General features: G+C 36.4%; 16 protein-coding genes. 13 read left to right on the top strand and 3 right to left on the bottom strand.

Annotated elements, in window-relative coordinates; translation table 11 throughout:
- Positions 1–250: 250 nt before the first annotated feature.
- From AC07VK_RS20510 to AC07VK_RS20500, 3 genes are all read right to left on the bottom strand, one after another.
- Positions 251–823 (bottom strand): hypothetical protein, encoded by a 573-nt coding sequence (locus tag AC07VK_RS20510; RefSeq protein ID WP_492962925.1) that lies wholly within the window; start codon positions 821–823, stop codon positions 251–253.
- Between the two features lie 351 nt (positions 824–1,174).
- Complete coding sequence (locus AC07VK_RS20505; RefSeq protein ID WP_492955467.1) at positions 1,175–1,621, bottom strand: hypothetical protein; 447 nt, start codon at positions 1,619–1,621, stop codon at positions 1,175–1,177.
- A gap of 578 nt (positions 1,622–2,199) precedes the next feature.
- The gene (locus AC07VK_RS20500; protein ID WP_492962929.1) at positions 2,200–2,577 is read right to left on the bottom strand and encodes a hypothetical protein; all 378 of its coding nucleotides are present in this window, start codon (positions 2,575–2,577) and stop codon (positions 2,200–2,202) included.
- A 392-nt stretch (positions 2,578–2,969) separates the two neighbouring features.
- Between AC07VK_RS20500 and AC07VK_RS20495 the strand changes: the two genes are divergently transcribed.
- The 13 genes from AC07VK_RS20495 (at position 2,970) to AC07VK_RS20435 (ending at position 17,619) form a co-directional block, all read left to right on the top strand.
- Positions 2,970–3,785: a polysaccharide biosynthesis/export family protein gene (locus AC07VK_RS20495; RefSeq protein ID WP_492955469.1), complete on the top strand. Its 816-nt coding sequence runs from the start codon at positions 2,970–2,972 to the stop codon at positions 3,783–3,785.
- Positions 3,785–6,190 (top strand): GumC family protein, encoded by a 2,406-nt coding sequence (locus AC07VK_RS20490; RefSeq protein ID WP_492962931.1) that lies wholly within the window; start codon positions 3,785–3,787, stop codon positions 6,188–6,190. The genes AC07VK_RS20495 and AC07VK_RS20490 overlap by 1 nt, the downstream gene beginning before the upstream one ends.
- Positions 6,191–6,310: 120 nt before the next feature.
- A complete protein-coding gene (locus tag AC07VK_RS20485; RefSeq protein ID WP_492955471.1) occupies positions 6,311–6,814 on the top strand; it encodes a UpxY family transcription antiterminator in 504 nt (167 codons plus the stop codon).
- Between the two features lie 160 nt (positions 6,815–6,974).
- Positions 6,975–8,762: an asparagine synthase (glutamine-hydrolyzing) gene (asnB, locus tag AC07VK_RS20480; protein WP_492962933.1), complete on the top strand. Its 1,788-nt coding sequence runs from the start codon at positions 6,975–6,977 to the stop codon at positions 8,760–8,762.
- A complete protein-coding gene (locus AC07VK_RS20475) occupies positions 8,752–9,939 on the top strand; it encodes a glycosyltransferase family 4 protein (protein WP_492962935.1) in 1,188 nt (395 codons plus the stop codon). Before asnB ends, AC07VK_RS20475 begins: the two co-directional genes overlap by 11 nt.
- The gene (locus AC07VK_RS20470) at positions 9,932–10,786 is read left to right on the top strand and encodes an ABC transporter permease (RefSeq protein WP_492955474.1); all 855 of its coding nucleotides are present in this window, start codon (positions 9,932–9,934) and stop codon (positions 10,784–10,786) included. Before AC07VK_RS20475 ends, AC07VK_RS20470 begins: the two co-directional genes overlap by 8 nt.
- Before the next feature lie 113 nt (positions 10,787–10,899).
- Entirely contained in the window at positions 10,900–11,208 is a 309-nt protein-coding gene (locus tag AC07VK_RS20465) for a four helix bundle protein (protein WP_492955475.1), read from the top strand.
- A gap of 102 nt (positions 11,209–11,310) precedes the next feature.
- Positions 11,311–12,552 carry an ABC transporter ATP-binding protein gene (locus AC07VK_RS20460; RefSeq protein ID WP_492955476.1) on the top strand — a complete coding sequence of 414 codons (1,242 nt, stop codon included), beginning with the start codon at positions 11,311–11,313 and terminating at the stop codon, positions 12,550–12,552.
- A gap of 8 nt (positions 12,553–12,560) precedes the next feature.
- Complete coding sequence (locus tag AC07VK_RS20455; protein ID WP_492962937.1) at positions 12,561–14,321, top strand: TIGR04325 family methyltransferase; 1,761 nt, start codon at positions 12,561–12,563, stop codon at positions 14,319–14,321.
- On the top strand, positions 14,309–15,136 hold the full coding sequence (locus tag AC07VK_RS20450) for a class I SAM-dependent methyltransferase (RefSeq protein ID WP_492955478.1): 828 nt from the start codon (positions 14,309–14,311) through the stop codon (positions 15,134–15,136). The genes AC07VK_RS20455 and AC07VK_RS20450 overlap by 13 nt, the downstream gene beginning before the upstream one ends.
- The gene (locus AC07VK_RS20445) at positions 15,133–16,176 is read left to right on the top strand and encodes a hypothetical protein (RefSeq protein ID WP_492955479.1); all 1,044 of its coding nucleotides are present in this window, start codon (positions 15,133–15,135) and stop codon (positions 16,174–16,176) included. The genes AC07VK_RS20450 and AC07VK_RS20445 overlap by 4 nt, the downstream gene beginning before the upstream one ends.
- Positions 16,160–16,525 carry a sugar 3,4-ketoisomerase gene (locus AC07VK_RS20440; RefSeq protein WP_492955480.1) on the top strand — a complete coding sequence of 122 codons (366 nt, stop codon included), beginning with the start codon at positions 16,160–16,162 and terminating at the stop codon, positions 16,523–16,525. The genes AC07VK_RS20445 and AC07VK_RS20440 overlap by 17 nt, the downstream gene beginning before the upstream one ends.
- Positions 16,522–17,619, top strand: coding sequence for a DegT/DnrJ/EryC1/StrS family aminotransferase (locus AC07VK_RS20435; RefSeq protein ID WP_492962939.1), 1,098 nt, complete (start codon positions 16,522–16,524; stop codon positions 17,617–17,619). Before AC07VK_RS20440 ends, AC07VK_RS20435 begins: the two co-directional genes overlap by 4 nt.

Below are 17,619 nucleotides of genomic sequence, written 5' to 3'. Positions count from 1 at the left end.
AAGCATTTTCCTTAGTTTGGTAAACGACATTTGTAGATGGGACTAAACAACCAGTAGCTGATCCCTGAGCAAGTGCACCAACAGTATTTAAGAAAAACAAGAATATAATAGCTAGTAAGCGCCCCTTCATTTCATATCGATACTGATTCGATATAAAATTAGTCAGCTTTCATTGGGGATTCGTTGTTCCTTTTGTTCAATACTGTATGTTACCGACGACAAAAAACAACAAGAGTAATTGCTTATAGTACTATATATGAATTGATCTTTTTTTACGAATTATGATGAAACCAAAAACTCCAGAAGAGCATATGATAAATGGCATGTAATCATCAATGGGTAAATTATTTGGCTGGCTGGCACAGGGATAACTTGGATCTGCATCGGAATAATATGCGGGATCGTTATACCTATAATCGACCTCAGTTCCTTCATTTCCGCTGCCGCTAATAAAGTTTGGAGAATAAGAAGTGGCAGTTGCACACCTTGTACTGTAGGTTGCAGTAATTTCATTTGCTGCGTTATAGGATACGGTAGAATTTGTAGCAGATACATATCTGGTACCTGCTGGATATACATTTATATAGCCACATCTATATCCGCTGTAGCCATTACCTGTAATTATGGGTACAATAGGAGCATTGGCTTGATAAATGCGAACAGATTGACTAGGGTCACTATTGTAAATAGCAGTTCCTAAAAATTGCGTTGCTACAGAACTTCCCAGATTGCAGCCCCGCCCAGTGACTTGACAAAATGATGGTGACATAAATAAGAAAAACAAAACTGTAGACAAGACGGTTAAAGAGAGATATTTCGACATTATTGTTTGGTACTAATGGGTGCACATACGTAACTCCCACCATTTGAGATGTTCTGCGACATTTTTTATAATAATAGACAACTAAAGTTTGGAGATAAGTGATGATATAAACCAAACACAAAACTCCAATAATCGTAAGATTAATATTACAAAATTAACCAAAAAAGTATAATTAAACTACCAATGGAATGAATATGACACGCTCATTCCACGCTATAATTGGTGAAAAATGGCCCCAGGAAGCACTAAAACAAAGAAAAAGTAAGAATTCGCTTGAAAAATAATCAGAAATCCTTGACAATTGTCATGAACAAAATGAATAAGACAAGTTCAATATTGGTTAAAAACGATTTAAGACAAGCTATAATTACTTGCCCAACATACCGCTTGTTTTCTGATTACAAAAAAGCCTAAGGCGGCCAGAGCCAATATCATATAGGGTATATAATCATCTATGGGGCACTGATAAAAGTTTTGAGCTAACACCCCCCCATACCATTGAGTAGAAGTACCCCTTACAACACATTGTCTTGTTGAATTGGGTATCGGATCTCTGTAACAGGAGTAACTGACAGCTACACTAGCACCCAAACCATCATAAACAGGAAGCCCCTGAATATCAGCACTCTCTGTTGTAGGTACCGAATAACTTGTAAGCGTTGTGTAAACGTTCGGGAATGAAGCAACCGCCCCATAAGGGAATACAATTATACATCCTGCTGGATTAGTCTGCGCAATAGCCGAAAAGGACGATAGTACAAAAATGAAAAGCACTAAATTCTTAGCTTTAAATAACATAGATGGGGACGACGCTGGATGATTCCGTACTACAAACATAAACAAAATAAAGTTAATAATACTAACAAATCTATTTAATCATACAAATTAAACTATCCATATACTTATTAATAAGTAATGAAAAGATTTTTTTAATAAAAAATTATTCAAATGGAGGTATTATGTTGTAATCGGTGAGCCATCGACCATGGAGGAGGTTTTTACACAAATGTACCTGATTTAGCAAAAAAGCTAGGCAGAATTAGAATGAATTAAGAAATTTTTACTGGAGCAACCAGTAGATATCGGCATCATTGAATAAATGTTTTCTGTTTCGAATGAATATACGCCAAGTAATCTCATTGAGAACATTAAGGACCAAGCGTAACCGTCTATCTGACAATCTACAGCGTAATTATATTCTGTATAGGTAGGGATAATACAAACAAAAAAGAAAATTGCACCGCCGCGTTGGTAGTAATTGATTCTCCAGAAGCACAGTAAAAATTTAAAAAATCTCGACCACGAGTATAAGACGCGTATTTTCCGGTCGTTTAAATTATTTTAATTTAACGCAAAAAATAAATAAGGGGTATAAGCTAACCAATCAAACCAAGTAACATTCTGTTTCTTACAAAACCTGCTCCTAAACAGCTTGCGAGTAAAACAAAAAAAGGTAAATAGGTATCAATAGGACATTGAATGTGGTTCTGCAGTAATAATCCACCATAAACAGTGCCTATAGTACATTCTCTTGTTAAAGTACTTGCTGGCTCGGTGGGCCAGCACCCAAAAGGTAAACTGACAGGGGTTCCGCCATAATTTGGACCAAACGTTCCCGTTCCACCTAAAGGTGTAGGATAATAAACTGCATCAAAACCTGGCCCATAATATTTTATGCAACCAGTTTGAGCTCTTGCTGTTGTAGAAGAGACAAGGCATAAAATAGATGCAAAAAGCACCAGTATTTTTTTCATAATAGGGATAGAGACATAATTTTAAAATCATCACAAACCTAGTTAAAATCGTAGTAGTAAAACTACAACAACAAACAATATTGTTGATATTTATCAATGCAAAAATAATGCGTAAAAAACTAACTCCATTTTTTATTGTTTGCCGATTTTAAACAAATGGCGTTAAAAAACGTTGTTAATTAGGTATTAACTAATAACATTGATAATAATGGACAATGAAACTATACCTTATTCATCGCCTCCTTAAAAGACAATAAGTAAATCTTACTTTTCAGTTTATTTTTTTTTAAGCATCTTTAGCCATATTTTAAGCATCTTTAACCATATTTTAAGCATCTTTAACCATATTTTGCGTGTAAGCCATTGCGCAAACCTATTTCCTCATCCAAATTATGATCCCAACAAAAGCAATATTAAAATCTGTCTGTATTTTATTCATTTGCTCAATTTTTTTAGGTTGTGCTGCCCGAAAGGAACATAGCTTGTTTAATGCACCAAGCGATATTGTTACCGACACCATTAAACAGGTATATGTAGTAAACGATCAGGGCATTAGTGATGCTTACTACAAAATAAAGGTTAATGATCAATTGGCCATCCGAAATGTGCAAAACAAAGAGTTTGGCGCTTCAGCTTCTTCTAGCAACCCAAGTGGTAACCAAAATGTAGTAGCTGGCAGTATCAATGGTACCTTATCTTATCTGGTCGATCTGGATGGTAAAGTAAATTTACCGGCTATCGGAAAAGTTGAGGTAGTGGGACTGAGCAGAAGGGATGCTGCCATTAAAATACAGGATTTATATGCAAAGCAATTGTTGCGCGATCCAATTATTGAGTTGAGTGTAGTAAATTTAAAAGTTACTCTACTTGGCGAATTTAGTAGGCAGGGCAATTTTTTGCTTGAGCGGGAAAATACTACACTGATTGACATTATTGGAGAGGCAGGCGGCATTAACAAAAGTGCAGATCCTAAAACCCTTAAAATTATCCGTGGGGATCGGAGCCATCCAGAAATTATCTACGTTAACTTAAACGATATTAACAGCTTGGCCAGTAAAAAGCTGATTCTTCAGAACAATGACATTATTGTACTTCAACAAACCAAGAGCTCGGCGCTGACCGAAAAACTAACAAGCGTAAACAACATCGTGCAGCCACTGCTTGTTGTAGTTAATTTAGCTGTATTAATCTTTACCCTTACACGCTAATGGAGAATACGACATCAACCGAAAGCAAAAAATTAGCCAGCCAAACCATAAACTACTGGAAAATAGCCTTAATTTTTTTAAGTAGGTGGTATTGGGTTGCAGGAACTGTATTGATTAGTTTTGTTATGGCTTGGCTTTATGTTAGAAGCATCACGCCTATTTATATTACTTCAGCATCATTAAAACTAGATAGCGACCAGCAACAGCAAATGTCGGCTTTGCCAACTTCGCCTGTAAACTACCGTCCTTTTAACCAAAACCAGATTCAAACCGAAGGTATTATCATGCGTTCGGAAGATGTAATCTTAAATGCAATAAAAAATCTTGATTATAAAATAAGTTACTATTTAGAGGGAAGGGTAAGGGTGACTGAGCTTTATCCGAAAAAACCTTTTTTAGTTGATATTTTAACGCAGGATTCTGTTAATTTCAGTAGGTCAACCTACTCAGTTAAACCTGTTGATAACCGCACATTTGAACTATCAAGTAGCGACGACAATAACAAAACCGTAAAAAAATATAACTATGGCCAGGCCATCAATTTAGGGAATATGGTTTTTACAGTTAAAACTGAGATTCCGCAGGCAGGTAATTATAGTTTTAAATTTAATGGTGCAAGAGATTTATATGGACGCGCTGTTGGTGGACTGAATGTATTTGAACAGGAAAAAAACACCAATATCATGGGTGTAACCCATACTGATAGCAACCCTGTTTTTTCGGCTGACATACTTAATGAAATCATTAAACAATATGTAAAAAATGATGCCCAGCTAAAGAAAAGATCGGCCAAACAAACCATCGATTACCTGGATAGCCAGATTGCATTTTTAGATGCACAGGTAAGCAAATCGGGCAACAAGCTTTCGAGTTTTCAAAGCGATAATAAATTAATCGATCCGGCCAGCGACCGTCAGCTTGGAAATTCAAAGCTTATTAATTTACAAAATCAGATTGCAGAATTGCAATTACAGGAACTCGGCATTCAACAGTTAGAAACACAGGTAAAAAACAATAAAGAGCGGATTCAGCTTAATCTAAATCTCGAAGGGACAAATAGCACATTATTAACTGGTTTAATTACCCAGCTTAACGGCCTGATCATAACCAGGGAGAACAAATTACAGAATTTCAACGCCGATGCCCAACCGATCAAGGATATTAACCGGCAGATTAACGAGGTAAAACAAGCCATTGTGACCAATATCCGCTTATTGCATGAGCGAAATCAAAAAACCATCAGTTATATTAACGGGCAAATTAGCCAGGCGAACCAGGCACTTGGCAGCATCCCAGCCAAACAAAATGATTTTGCCAAACTGCAAAGTAACTTCGATATTAATCAACGCATGTTTTCAATGCTGTTTGAGCGGAAATTGTCGGCACAGATCAGCTCGGCAGCAGTAATTTCAGGTGCTACAATTATTAGCGCAGCACAGCCTTCATTTTATCCAATCTCCCCTATTCCAAAAAAAATATACTCTTCGTATTTATTTATGGGACTGTTTTCGGGCCTTGGATTAATTTTACTTGTAAGGATATTAAACCCTTACCTTTACGACATAGAAACCATCGAAGGATTAACCACAACCCCGATAATTGGTGTAATTCTAAAATATCCTAAAAAAGTTGAGCTTGGAGAAAGTGTTTTATCAATAGAAAAGCCAAAATCCATATTTGCAGAATCAGTTAGATCTGTTCGTACCAACCTGAGCTTTATGGCCAGTGACCAGCCAAACAAAGTAATCTGTATTACTTCTGAAGTTTCTGGCGAAGGCAAATCATTTGTAAGCTTAAACCTGGCCGGAACATTATCAATTATTGATAAAAAAGTAATTCTTATTGCGGCAGATTTACGAAAATCCAAATTGCATCATGCCTTTGGTTCTGACAACCACCTTGGTTTGAGTAATTATTTATCAAAACAGGCTGATTTAACCGAAATTATCTTTTCAGATGAGAAACACGGGATTGATTATATCACTTCGGGTCCGGTTCCGCCAAACCCTTCAGAGCTGCTGCATAATAAAGCAATGGAAACGCTCATCGAAAAACTTAGGGAAAAGTATGAATATATTATCGTTGATACTGCGCCCGTAGGTTTGGTATCGGATTCGATACCGCTCATTAGAAAGGCCGATATCAATCTTTTTATTATTCGCTCGGGCGTTTCTAAGTTCAGGGCAGCAACCATTCCTGATCGTTTGTCAAAAGAATACGGCCTTAACAATATTGCCATCATATTAAACTCTTTTGGGGATGAGAAACTGCATGCAAATATTTACACCACCAATTATGCCCATGGTAATACCGGAACTTATTATTACTCTAATTATACCGGCTACGGAAAAAGTGGTTATTATGATAATGAAAGGAGTTGGTGGGAATTTTGGAAGAAAAAATAGATGGGAAACGGCAATGAATAGAGCAGAAATAAACAGGTGTTAATTGATTAATTATTGAAAGCAGCTAGTTGTTATAATTAATGAATGGAAAGCAGTTACCCAGCTTATACTATTAACTAAATGATAGATCAAAATTACAGGTGGTATCCGGTTTATACACGTTCGAGAGCAGAAAAAAAGGCGAATGAAGAATTGAACAGGAAAGGAATCCAAACTTATTTACCTCTTAAAAAGGCCGTTAAGCAATGGAGCGACCGTAAAAAAATCGTCGAAGAGCCCTTGATTAAATCTTATCTATTTGCGTATATTTCGGCCAGAGAATATGCAGAAGTTTTGATGACCAATGGTGTTGCCAAATTTATTTATTTCTCCAGCCAAATCGCTTCTATTCCTGATCAACAAATCCATGACCTTAAGCTCTTGCTCGCTACAGATGCCGATCTGGAACTCATTGATTATGACATTAAACCAGGTGAAAGCGTATTGATTAAAGCCGGACCTTTTAAAGGCATAATTGCCGAATTGGTATCAGTGCAGAACAAACAGCGTATTATTTTACGTTTACAAAATATGGGTTATTCGATTAATATTAATACATCGATAGCATTTGTAGAACCACTTTAGGGAGTCGTGAGATTTGAGACCTGAGATGGGAGATTTGAGAGAGGGCTCAGCAAGATATATAAAAAAATAATCAGTTCATTTTGAAAATAAGATGTGACTGAGGGGGCGAAGCTGTATCCGGTGCAGAATAAATAGTCCAAATTTTGCTCAATAAATAACAATGTGTCGCATAGCAGGCATTATCAATAGCAAGAATTCTTTCGAAAAGGTTAATCAACAGGTTAAAGCCATGTGCGATAGTATGCAACATGGCGGGCCAGATGATCATGGTATTTATGCTCCTGAAAAAGCGCCCCTATGTTTAGGTAACCGCAGGCTGGCTATTTTAGATTTGAGTTCAAATGGACATCAACCGATGGTAAGCCATAAAGAAGACCTTGTGATCACTTATAATGGTGAAATTTATAATTATAAGCAGATTAGGACTGAATTAATTAATTTAGGCTATATTTTTAAAACACAAACAGATACAGAGGTAATCCTTTACGCCTATCAGCATTGGCGAGAAAAAGCTTTCGAAAAACTAGATGGCATTTTTGCATGCTGCATTTTTGATAAACGGGAACAATGTGTGTACCTGGTCCGGGATCAAAACGGAATAAAACCGCTTTATTATCATTTTGCTAACCAAACTTTAACCTTTGCCTCAGAAGTAAAGGCATTCAAACATGCTGATATCTATCAGGAAAATGATAATTGGCGAATCTACTATCTTGCATTTGGCCATATCCCCGAACCTTATACTACACTTAAAAATGTATGTAGCCTGGGCAAAGGCTGCTTTCTGAAATACAACATCAGAAGCGCTGAACATCTCATTCAATCGTACCATGAGTTTGAAAGTACATCTTATATCAGTAACGAAAGCTACGCTATAGAAAGAATCCGCGAACAACTTAGCCATTCTATCAAACAGCAGATGATTTCTGATGTTGATATAGGTGTACTATTCAGTGGTGGCCTCGATTCGAGCATCATTACGATACTGGCCAATCAATATAATAACAAACGGTTATCCAGTATTTCTGCCAATTTTAATGAAATAGATTTTTCCGAAAAAAAACAGCGGAATAGCCTGCTTCAAAAAATAAATATTCAAAAAATTGAACAGCTTATTACTTATCGCGATTTCGCACAGAATTTCGAAACCGTTTTAGCTGATATGGATCAACCTACAAATGATGGTATTAATACCTGGTTTGTGTGTAAAACAGCAAAAGAGCAAGGTATAAAAGTGTTACTATCGGGTTTAGGTGCCGATGAGCTTTTTGGGGGATACCCCTCTTTTGATCGGATCCATAAAATACAAAACCTAAATTGGCTGAGTAAAAGCGTTTTACGGAACATGCGTTTCTCCAACAACACCAAATTTAAACGGCTATATTACCTTAGCTTAAACTCACCAATTGGCGAATACCTCTGCCTCCGGGGCGTTTACTCGCCTGATGTAATTGCAGAACTATTAGAAATCGATATGAAAACGGTTATCAATTGCCTGGAAGATATCCCGCTTCACCCCGGGATAAAAAAAACCAGTAACGAAACAAGAGCGAGCTGGTTTGAATTTAACATGTACATGCAAAATCAGTTGTTAAAGGATACCGATTTTATGAGCATGAGTCATGGTGTTGAAGTAAGAGTTCCGTTTCTAGACCGTAATTTTGTCGATCTGGTTCTTTCCATCTCAACAGACATAAAGTTTAATTACGAACAGAAAAAAAAACTCCTGGTCGAAGCATACAAAGAAGATCTGCCTGTAGAAACCTGGAAAAGACGGAAAATGGGTTTTACTTTTCCATTTCAGGAATGGATGAGAAAAAGCTGCGATATTGCCGATCCATCACGATATGCAAATAAACGTGCAAAATCGCTCATAAAAAACTTTGGAGAAAACAAATTGCACTGGAGTTCTGCCCTAGCCTTATACAGAATATATCATGCCGATTAAGGTTTTATTTTTAACCCTTAAAACTTTTAGTTTTACTGGTGGCATTGAAAAGGTTTGCAGAAGTTTATCCCGTGTGTTATACGATTTAAGCGAGGAAGAGCTTGTTCAATCGACAGTATATTCCATGTATGATAAAAATACCGACCGCGATTCCAGGTACTTGAGCAAACACCAGTTTCAAGGTTTTAATGGAAACAAAGAACGCTTTGTGATTCAATCTTTTTTAAGCGGATTAAAAGCAGACGTAATTTTGTTAAGCCATATCCATTTGATCAACATTGTCTATTTCATCAAAAAAATACATCCCCATAAAAGAATCTATTTATTGGCACATGGTATAGAAATTTGGAAAAAGCTATCCGATTCCAAGCTCAAAATGTTAAACCAGTTGGATAAGATTATTTGTGTAAGTCATTTTACTGCCGATAAAATTATGGAAATGCATCACATTCCTGCAGATCACATTGAAGTATTAAACAATTGTCTTGACCCCTTTTATTATCTGCCTGCCCAGTTCGAAAAACCACAGCGTTTATTGGATCGCTACCATTTAAATCGCGAAAACTTAGTGCTATTTTCGCTGTCCCGCTTATCTTCTTCAGAGAAGTACAAAGGATACGACCACACCATTGAGCTATTGCCACAACTCTTGGAGAAATACCCAAATCTGATTTACCTATTGGGTGGAAAATGGGATACTGTGGAAAAGAAACGGCTAGAAGATTTAATTGCAAAGAACCAACTTCAAGATCATATCAGAATGATCGGTTTTATTGATGAAGCTGAACTTACCGAACATTTCTTATTGTCTGATCTTTTTATTTTACCCAGTAAAAAAGAAGGTTTCGGCATTGTATTCATCGAAGCCCTGGCCAGTGGCCTCAGGGTAATTGCCGGCAATAAAGATGGCAGTGTAGATGCGCTTCAAAACGGGGCGCTTGGTGTATTGGTTGATCCTGATGATCGGCAAGAAATGCTAAGCAGTATCTACAATTTATTAAGGCATGCTCAAACCGAGGGTGAGAAAAAAAATCTTCAAGAAAAATGCATGGAGGCGTTTGGATATACACACTATCTTCAGTCGGTAAAGAGCTTAATTTTAAATGGCTCAATTAATCATACAGAATCTAATAAGGATCAAAACATGCAGATAAATAAACTTAATAGCTATGGTTAAGGAAGAAGAGCAATGGACCATTGAGGCAAAATCATCCCTATTCGACCTAAAACTGCATGAAGTTTGGGCCTATCGGGATTTGTTGGTACTATTGGTTAGGAGAGATTTTGTTTCATTCTATAAACAAACCATTTTAGGGCCGCTCTGGTTTTTTATTCAACCCCTGTTTACCACCATCATCTTTACCTTTATTTTTGGCAACCTTGCAGGCATATCAACTGATGGTTTACCAAAACCCCTATTTTACATGGCTGGCATTACCGCATGGAATTATTTTGCAGATTGTTTAACCAAAACATCATCTGTGTTTAGAGATAATGCAGGGATTTTTGGCAAAGTGTATTTTCCACGGTTAATTATGCCATTAAGTATAGTGGTGAGCAATCTGGTTCGTTTTGGCGTGCAAATGCTCTTATTTCTAATTTTAATGGCCTATTATTATTTTTTAGGTGCTAATTTTAGTGTCAGTTGGGCAATTGGCTTATTCCCTTTTATTGTACTGTTAATGGCTTTATTGGGCTTGGGTACGGGAATGATTATCTCTGCCATGACTACCAAATACAGAGATTTGGCTTTCCTGATCAGCTTTGGCGTGCAGTTGCTGATGTACGCCACAACGGTAATTTATCCCTTATCCGAAGCAATTAAAAAATATCCGGAATATGCTTGGATTATTAAATACAACCCAATGACGCCAATTATCGAAACCTTCAGATACGGTTTTTTAGGCGAAGGAAGTTTTAGCTGGTTTAGTTTGGGTTATGCTGCCGTAGTTACCGCAATGCTATTGCTGGTAGGCACATTTATTTTTAATAAGGTAGAACGGAATTTTGTAGATACGGTGTAAGAAGATAGAAGTTTGGGTTTAGTATGCAACGTTTACGGATTAAAGTTGAGTTTTAACAAAACTTCTATATTCATAGCAATAATCCCTTGTTTATTTCATTTATAAAAAAGGATATGCATACTTACTCGTTTAAAAAATTAGAAGTCTGGCAACTATCCAGATCATTTAGAAAAGACATTTATCAACTAATACTAAAGTTCCCAAAGGAAGAAACCTTTGGCTTAACGAGCCAGATTAAAAGATCGGTTAGTAGTATTGGGGCATGCTTAGCCGAAGGATCAGGAAAAATCACAGTGAAAGACAAAGCGCATTATACCAATATGGCTTATACCACTACACTCGAAACACTAAATTACCTAATTGCAGCAATGGATTTTGATTATATATCCAATGAAGGTATTTATTGTGTCGATCTAAAATAGTAAACATAAAGATTAAGCTGACCGGACTTAGAAATTCGCAGATCAATGCAAAAACTTGAGAAATATAAGTTTCACCATATTAACCTCTAAACACTAACTTCCTTGTCAAATATCGCTATAAAAGTAGAAGATTTAAGTAAAGCATATCAACTGGGTCAGATTGGCACTGGTACAATTAGCCGTGATCTGGAGCGCTGGTATGCACGCATCCGCGGTAAAGAAGATCCATTTTTGCGGATCGGGGAAAGTAATGACCAAAATACCAAAAGTGAAAGCGATGTTGTATGGAGCTTAAAAGATATTAATTTCGAAATTGAACAAGGTGATGCTGTAGGTATTATTGGTAGAAATGGGGCCGGCAAAAGCACGTTGCTCAAAATATTGAGTAAAGTAACCGCTCCTACTACCGGTAAAATATCGGGCAAAGGAAGAATAGCAAGTCTGCTTGAAGTTGGAACAGGTTTCCATCCGGAACTTAGTGGTCGTGAAAATATATTTCTCAATGGCGCTATTTTAGGCATGCGTAAAAAAGAAATTCAACGTAAGCTAGAAGAGATTGTAGATTTTGCAGGTATAGAACGTTATTTAGATACACCAGTAAAAAGATACAGCTCTGGCATGTATGTTCGCTTGGCCTTTGCCGTTGCCGCACATTTAGAAAGTGAAATATTAATCGTAGATGAAGTACTTGCTGTTGGTGACGCAGAATTTCAAAAGAAGTGTTTAGGCAAAATGGGAGAAGTGAGCAAGGGTGAAGGAAGAACGGTATTGTTTGTAAGCCATAATATGCATGCTATCCTTGAATTATGTACTAAGGGAATTGTACTCGAAAAAGGTGTAATGGCCAATGTTTCTGTTATAAACAAGGCTGTAGAATATTATCAGAAAAATCAGGTCCAATATTTAAGCAGTTTATGGGTCAGGAAGGAAAAACCTTATAATCCTTCTTTTTCAAGAATAGAAATTGAACTGGAAGGTGAACAACCAAACCTAACCTTACACATTAAATTTACCATTGATAGCCAAATAGATTTCCCACCGGCATTTGTAAACTTCAGCATTAAAAATAGTCTTGGAGCCATCATTTTACATGCATACCCATCTTTAGAGCAATTTATTTTTTACGGCGGTCAACCGAAAACATACCAATGCCAGATGCAACTAAGCAACTTAATTCCCGATCAGTACGGTCTGGAGGCTTGGCTAGGCGCTGGCGAACATGAGGTATTTGATTGGGTATCTAACGAATTGGGATTTGAAATATTTGAGGCGCCAATGATCAATAGAACAATTCCGTTCTATCCCCAGCATGGATCTATTGTTGCACCATCGTTTTTAAAATAATTAACTTTATGTCGCTGGCCCCAATCATATTATTTGTTTATAACCGTGTATTAAACACCGAACGTTTGCTCGATTCTTTGATGGCAAACCAGCTTGCTAAACACTCAATTTTATATATTTATTGCGACGGTGCCAAGAAAAATGCTGATTCAACCGAGATTAAGAAGATTAACGCTGTAAGAGAATTTGTAAAAAGTAAAAATTGGTGTAAAGAAACCCATGTCGTAGAAGCTGAAACGAATCTGGGTTGCGCACCCTCAATCATTAAAGGCGTAACTGAAGTAATCAATAAACACGGTAAAATTATCGTTTTAGAAGACGACTTAATCATTTCATCATTCTTTTTAGATTTCATGAATGATGCTTTAAATCTATATGAGAATCATCCAAAAGTTTCATCAATCGGGGCATGTAATTTTTTTGCCAATGGTGCTAAATATCCAAAATCATTCTTTTTACCATATCCAGATTGTTTAGGTTGGGCTACCTGGGGTTATAGATGGAGTGCCTATGAATATAATGGGCAAAAATTATTGGATGAACTAAAAAGCAAAAAACTGATAAAAAAATTCAACAGTAACGGTGCTTTTGATATGGAGGGATTATTAATCGCACAAATAAATAATGCGGTTTCTGCATGGGATGTTCAATGGACAGCAACTTGTGTGTTAAATGATTGGTTAACGCTGTATCCAAACGAATCTATCTCCCAACACCTCTATTTAAATGATGCAACCCATTCTACCTTTAATGTATTACCTCCGCTATTGCAAAATAAAATAGACTTGATAAAACAGGAGGTAAAAATAGATCCTCAGGTTTTAAAAGCAATGAGGTTGGGGTATAGTGGTAAAGGTGATTTTTATGGCAATAAATTGCCAGTAAAAATAAATAGGGCATATTTTGTTAAGCTTTATAAGCATTACCAAAACGACTTTAAAAAATCTACCCGAAAAATACTCAAACAAGTTGTTCCTAAGCATTTAGTTAAAATGATTAGGAAACTTAAAAAAACTACCGAATTTGCATGGTTTACACCCTACCCGAGCTGGGAAGAAGCAAAAAAAGCATCAACAGGATATGATGCACAAAATATTTTAGAAAAATGCAAAAATGCGCTCTTAAAGGTCCGTAATGGCGAAGCAGTATACGAACGGGATTCTGTTATTTTTGACGAAATTCAATACAGTTGGGGGCTTTTGGCAGGTTTACAAAAAGCTGCACTTGCCAATAACAATGAGCTTTGCATCATTGATTTTGGTGGCTCTTTAGGATCAACCTATTATCAGAACAAAAAATTCCTTCAAGATGTAAAAAAGATAACCTGGTGCATTGTTGAACAACCTCATTTTGTTGAAGCGGGAAAACATTTTTTTGAAAATGAAGATTTAAAATTTTATTCAAACATAGAAGATTGCTTAAAAGAACAAAAACCCAATGTTTTAATATTAAGTAGTGTTTTACAATACCTGGAAAACCCTTACGAATGGGTTGATAAATTTATTTCTTATCAAATACCTTTCATTATTTTCGATCGCACAGCCATCGTTATAGATCACGAAGATATGATCTGTCTTCAACAGGTACCAGCAGAAATTCATGAAGCAAGCTATCCCTGCTGGTTCTTTAATAAAGAAAAATTATTGGCACACTTCGAAAAAACATATGATTTTTTGGGTGCTTTCGACAATGGTTTCATGCCACCATCAATGCTTGAAAATAAAAAATTAATTTGGGAAGGATTTATACTTAAAAAATGGCATATCTAAATCTAGGATGCGGAAATCATTTTTCGCCCGACGAAATATGGACCAATCTGGACTTTATCAGTACGGATAAACATGTGATTCCGCATAATTTACTAAAAGGAATTCCAATGCCAGATGAATCATTTGAGGTTGTTTACCATTCTCATGTCCTTGAACACTTCACCAGGCCTGATGGTTTTAAATTTCTAGCCGAATGTTACCGGGTTTTAGCGCCAAATGGTATTATCAGAATTGCGGTTCCCGATCTGGAGCAAATTGCAAGAAACTACCTTAAATTTTTGGATAGCGGGCTGCAAGATGAGCAAAATGAACAAACCAGGGCCAACTACGAATGGATGTTATTGGAGATGTACGATCAAACCGTTAGAAATTACGGTGGCGGCAACATGGCTAATTATCTCTTTCAGGATGAGATCATAAATGAAACATTTGTTTTCCAACGCATTGGCGAAGAGGGGAAAGCTTTAAGAAATTACGTTGTTAACGGTGTAACTACAGCATCACCAAAAAAAAGAAGATCACTGATCGATTTGGGAAAAGCAGTGGTACGAAGATTAAATCCATTCAAAATGAAAGCCCAGGATCAAACAGCACTACAAATTGGCCGTTTCAGATTAGGAGGCGAAATACACCAATGGATGTACGACCGCTATTCTTTAAGTCATTTACTTAAAACTTTAGGATTCTCAAATGTAACCGTAACCAACGCCTTTACCAGCAATATTCCCAATTGGGTAGGTTATGAACTGGATGGGAAAGACGGTGAAGTTCGAAAACCGGATTCTTTATTTATTGAAGCTATTAAAAAACCATGAACTTTGCCACTCTTTTCGATATCAATTACTTAAGTAGGGGCTTATGTTTAATTGATTCGTTAACCCGGGTTTTGAAGCAGGACTATCAGCTTTACATTTTAGCATTAGATGAAGAAACCGCAAGCTATTTTTACAACCAAAATAACCCTCAGCTTGTTGTTATTTCATTGCCTGAAATAGAAAAAAAATATCCCGATTTATTAATCGCTAAAAACAACAGGAATAAGGTCGAATACTATTTTACTTTAAGCCCAGTTTTACCATTTTATATATTAGAAACCTATCCAGATTGCGAAAGAATAACAACACTTGATGCTGATATTTACTTTTTTTCTAATCCATCGGTAATTTTAACCCACTTTCAAAAAGACGACATACTCATCACACCGCACGATTTTTCTTCTAACCTTCTATTTTTAGAAAACTATGGCCGGTACAATGTTAGTTTCCAGTCTTTTCCAAACACAACAGATGCCAAAATCTTGCTCCAAGATTGGATGAAAAAGTGTTTAACATGGTGTAAAGATGTTCTTGATCCTGTTACCGGTTATTTTGCCGACCAGAAATATTTGGACAGATGGAAAATAGATTTTAAAAACGTTTGCGATATTGATTTAAAAACCGCTGGAAGAGCACCCTGGAATATAAACGAAACCCCTTTACACTTAAAACAAGGAAAATTATTGGTAAATGGCCAGCCCCTAATTTATTATCATTTTCATCATTTAAGGATATATGATCATTTTATTGCGCACGGTATTAATTTATACGGGCCGGCAAAAGTTAACAGGGAAGTTAGAAAGCTTTATCGCACTTATATTTTAGACCTGAAAAAGAACAGCAAATTTATTAAAACCGTGAGCGACAATCAAGTTATCCGGTACAATTCCCCTACCCAATCCAGCTCCCTGCTTTCTACTATGTGGCAAAGAGAATTGGGTGCAATATATATCCTTCAAATGGTGATCTTTTTTAACCTAACTTATATCAAGCGGGTTTACAGATATCTTTTAAAAAAGAAAAATGGCTTATTTAATTGATTTAAAAACATTTACCGATGAGCGGGGAAACCTCACTGTAATTGAAAAAAATATACCTTTTGATATCAGGCGGATCTTTTATATTTATGGTGTTGATAAATCAATAAGGGGCGGACATCGACATTATAAAACTATACAGGCTGCTATTTGCATCCAAGGAAGTTGCCGGATTTTTAACAACAACGGTAATGTGAGTGAATACTTTACATTAGATGCGCCTGATAAATGCTTAATTATTAAAGAAGAAGATTGGCATAAAATGGATCAGTTTAGCGAAGATGCAATATTGATGGTGCTCGCTTCTGAGTATTTCGACGCATCTGATTACATTTACGAACCTTATTTATGATTGAATACGAAAACCTTGCATTGGTAAATAAACCTTATCAGGAGAAATTTGCTGCTGTTTTTAATAATTTCTTAAAAAAAGGATGGTATGTACTGGGCGAGCAGGTAAGCCTCTTCGAAGATGAATTTGCCTCCTATTGCGGCAGCAGATACTGTATCGGGCTTGCATCAGGTTTAGACGCGCTTTACCTGTCGTTAATAGCATTAAATCTTCCAAAAAACGCAGAGGTTATTGTACCTTCCAATACCTATATAGCTACGATTTTAAGCATCATTAACGCTGGTTTAAAACCTGTATTGGTAGAGCCCAGAATAGAAACTTACAATATTAACCCCGATTTACTTCCACAATATATTACCAAAAATACCAGAGCACTAATGGTAGTGCATCTGTATGGAAAATCTTGTGAAATGGAAAAGATAATGGAAATTGCCAACCACTATCAAATCCCTGTTATCGAAGATTGTGCACAGGCACACGGAGCGCACATTAACCAAAAAAAAGTGGGTACCTGGGGCAAATTTGGCGCTTTTAGCTTTTACCCAACAAAAAATCTTGGTGCATTGGGAGATGCTGGAGCAATCGTTACGGATGATGAGGAATTGGCTTTAACATTAAAAGCACTCAGGAATTACGGCTCCCACCAAAAATATTATAATGATTATGTTGGTGTTAATAGCAGATTAGATGAACTACAAGCAGCTTTTTTAAGAATTAAACTTAAAGATTTAGATCAATCAAATCAGCATAAAAAAGAACTGGCCAATGCCTACTTCAGTTCCATAAGTAATAAACAATTAACATTGCCGGTAAGGCAGGAAGGTTTTTATGATGTTCACCACATTTTTAACCTACGTCTTAAACAGAGAGACGAGCTGAAGTTATTTTTATTTAAAAATGGGATTAAAACTGAAATTCATTATCCTGTAGCACCGCACCATCAAAAAGGATATCAAAAATTTTTCAAAGGTTTATCGTTTCCTATTTCAGAGTTGATACATCAAACCACCTTAAGTTTACCGATCTCGAATTCGCTAACAAAAGAAAATGTAATTCAAATTTCTGATAAAATAAATGCCTTTAACATCTCTTAG

Source organism: Pedobacter sp. GW821-FHT01D05, assembly GCF_059422505.1.
Note: the sequence above shows the minus strand (reverse complement) of the source record. Positions and strands in the feature narration are given on the sequence as shown.

Bases quoted from the DNA above. Each gene is read 5' to 3' on its own strand.
- AC07VK_RS20495 (WP_492955469.1), top strand. From the start codon at position 2,970: ATGATCCCAACAAAAGCAATATTAAAATCTGTCTGTATTTTATTCATT.
- AC07VK_RS20440 (WP_492955480.1), top strand. From the start codon at position 16,160: ATGGCTTATTTAATTGATTTAAAAACATTTACCGATGAGCGGGGAAAC.
- AC07VK_RS20475 (WP_492962935.1), top strand. From the start codon at position 8,752: ATGCCGATTAAGGTTTTATTTTTAACCCTTAAAACTTTTAGTTTTACT.
- AC07VK_RS20450 (WP_492955478.1), top strand. From the start codon at position 14,309: ATGGCATATCTAAATCTAGGATGCGGAAATCATTTTTCGCCCGACGAA.
- AC07VK_RS20455 (WP_492962937.1), top strand. From the start codon at position 12,561: ATGTCGCTGGCCCCAATCATATTATTTGTTTATAACCGTGTATTAAAC.
- AC07VK_RS20435 (WP_492962939.1), top strand. From the start codon at position 16,522: ATGATTGAATACGAAAACCTTGCATTGGTAAATAAACCTTATCAGGAG.
- AC07VK_RS20490 (WP_492962931.1), top strand. From the start codon at position 3,785: ATGGAGAATACGACATCAACCGAAAGCAAAAAATTAGCCAGCCAAACC.
- AC07VK_RS20505 (WP_492955467.1), bottom strand. From the start codon at position 1,621: ATGTTATTTAAAGCTAAGAATTTAGTGCTTTTCATTTTTGTACTATCG.
- AC07VK_RS20445 (WP_492955479.1), top strand. From the start codon at position 15,133: ATGAACTTTGCCACTCTTTTCGATATCAATTACTTAAGTAGGGGCTTA.
- AC07VK_RS20500 (WP_492962929.1), bottom strand. From the start codon at position 2,577: ATGAAAAAAATACTGGTGCTTTTTGCATCTATTTTATGCCTTGTCTCT.
- AC07VK_RS20470 (WP_492955474.1), top strand. From the start codon at position 9,932: ATGGTTAAGGAAGAAGAGCAATGGACCATTGAGGCAAAATCATCCCTA.
- asnB (WP_492962933.1), top strand. From the start codon at position 6,975: ATGTGTCGCATAGCAGGCATTATCAATAGCAAGAATTCTTTCGAAAAG.
- AC07VK_RS20465 (WP_492955475.1), top strand. From the start codon at position 10,900: ATGCATACTTACTCGTTTAAAAAATTAGAAGTCTGGCAACTATCCAGA.
- AC07VK_RS20485 (WP_492955471.1), top strand. From the start codon at position 6,311: ATGATAGATCAAAATTACAGGTGGTATCCGGTTTATACACGTTCGAGA.
- AC07VK_RS20510 (WP_492962925.1), bottom strand. From the start codon at position 823: ATGTCGAAATATCTCTCTTTAACCGTCTTGTCTACAGTTTTGTTTTTC.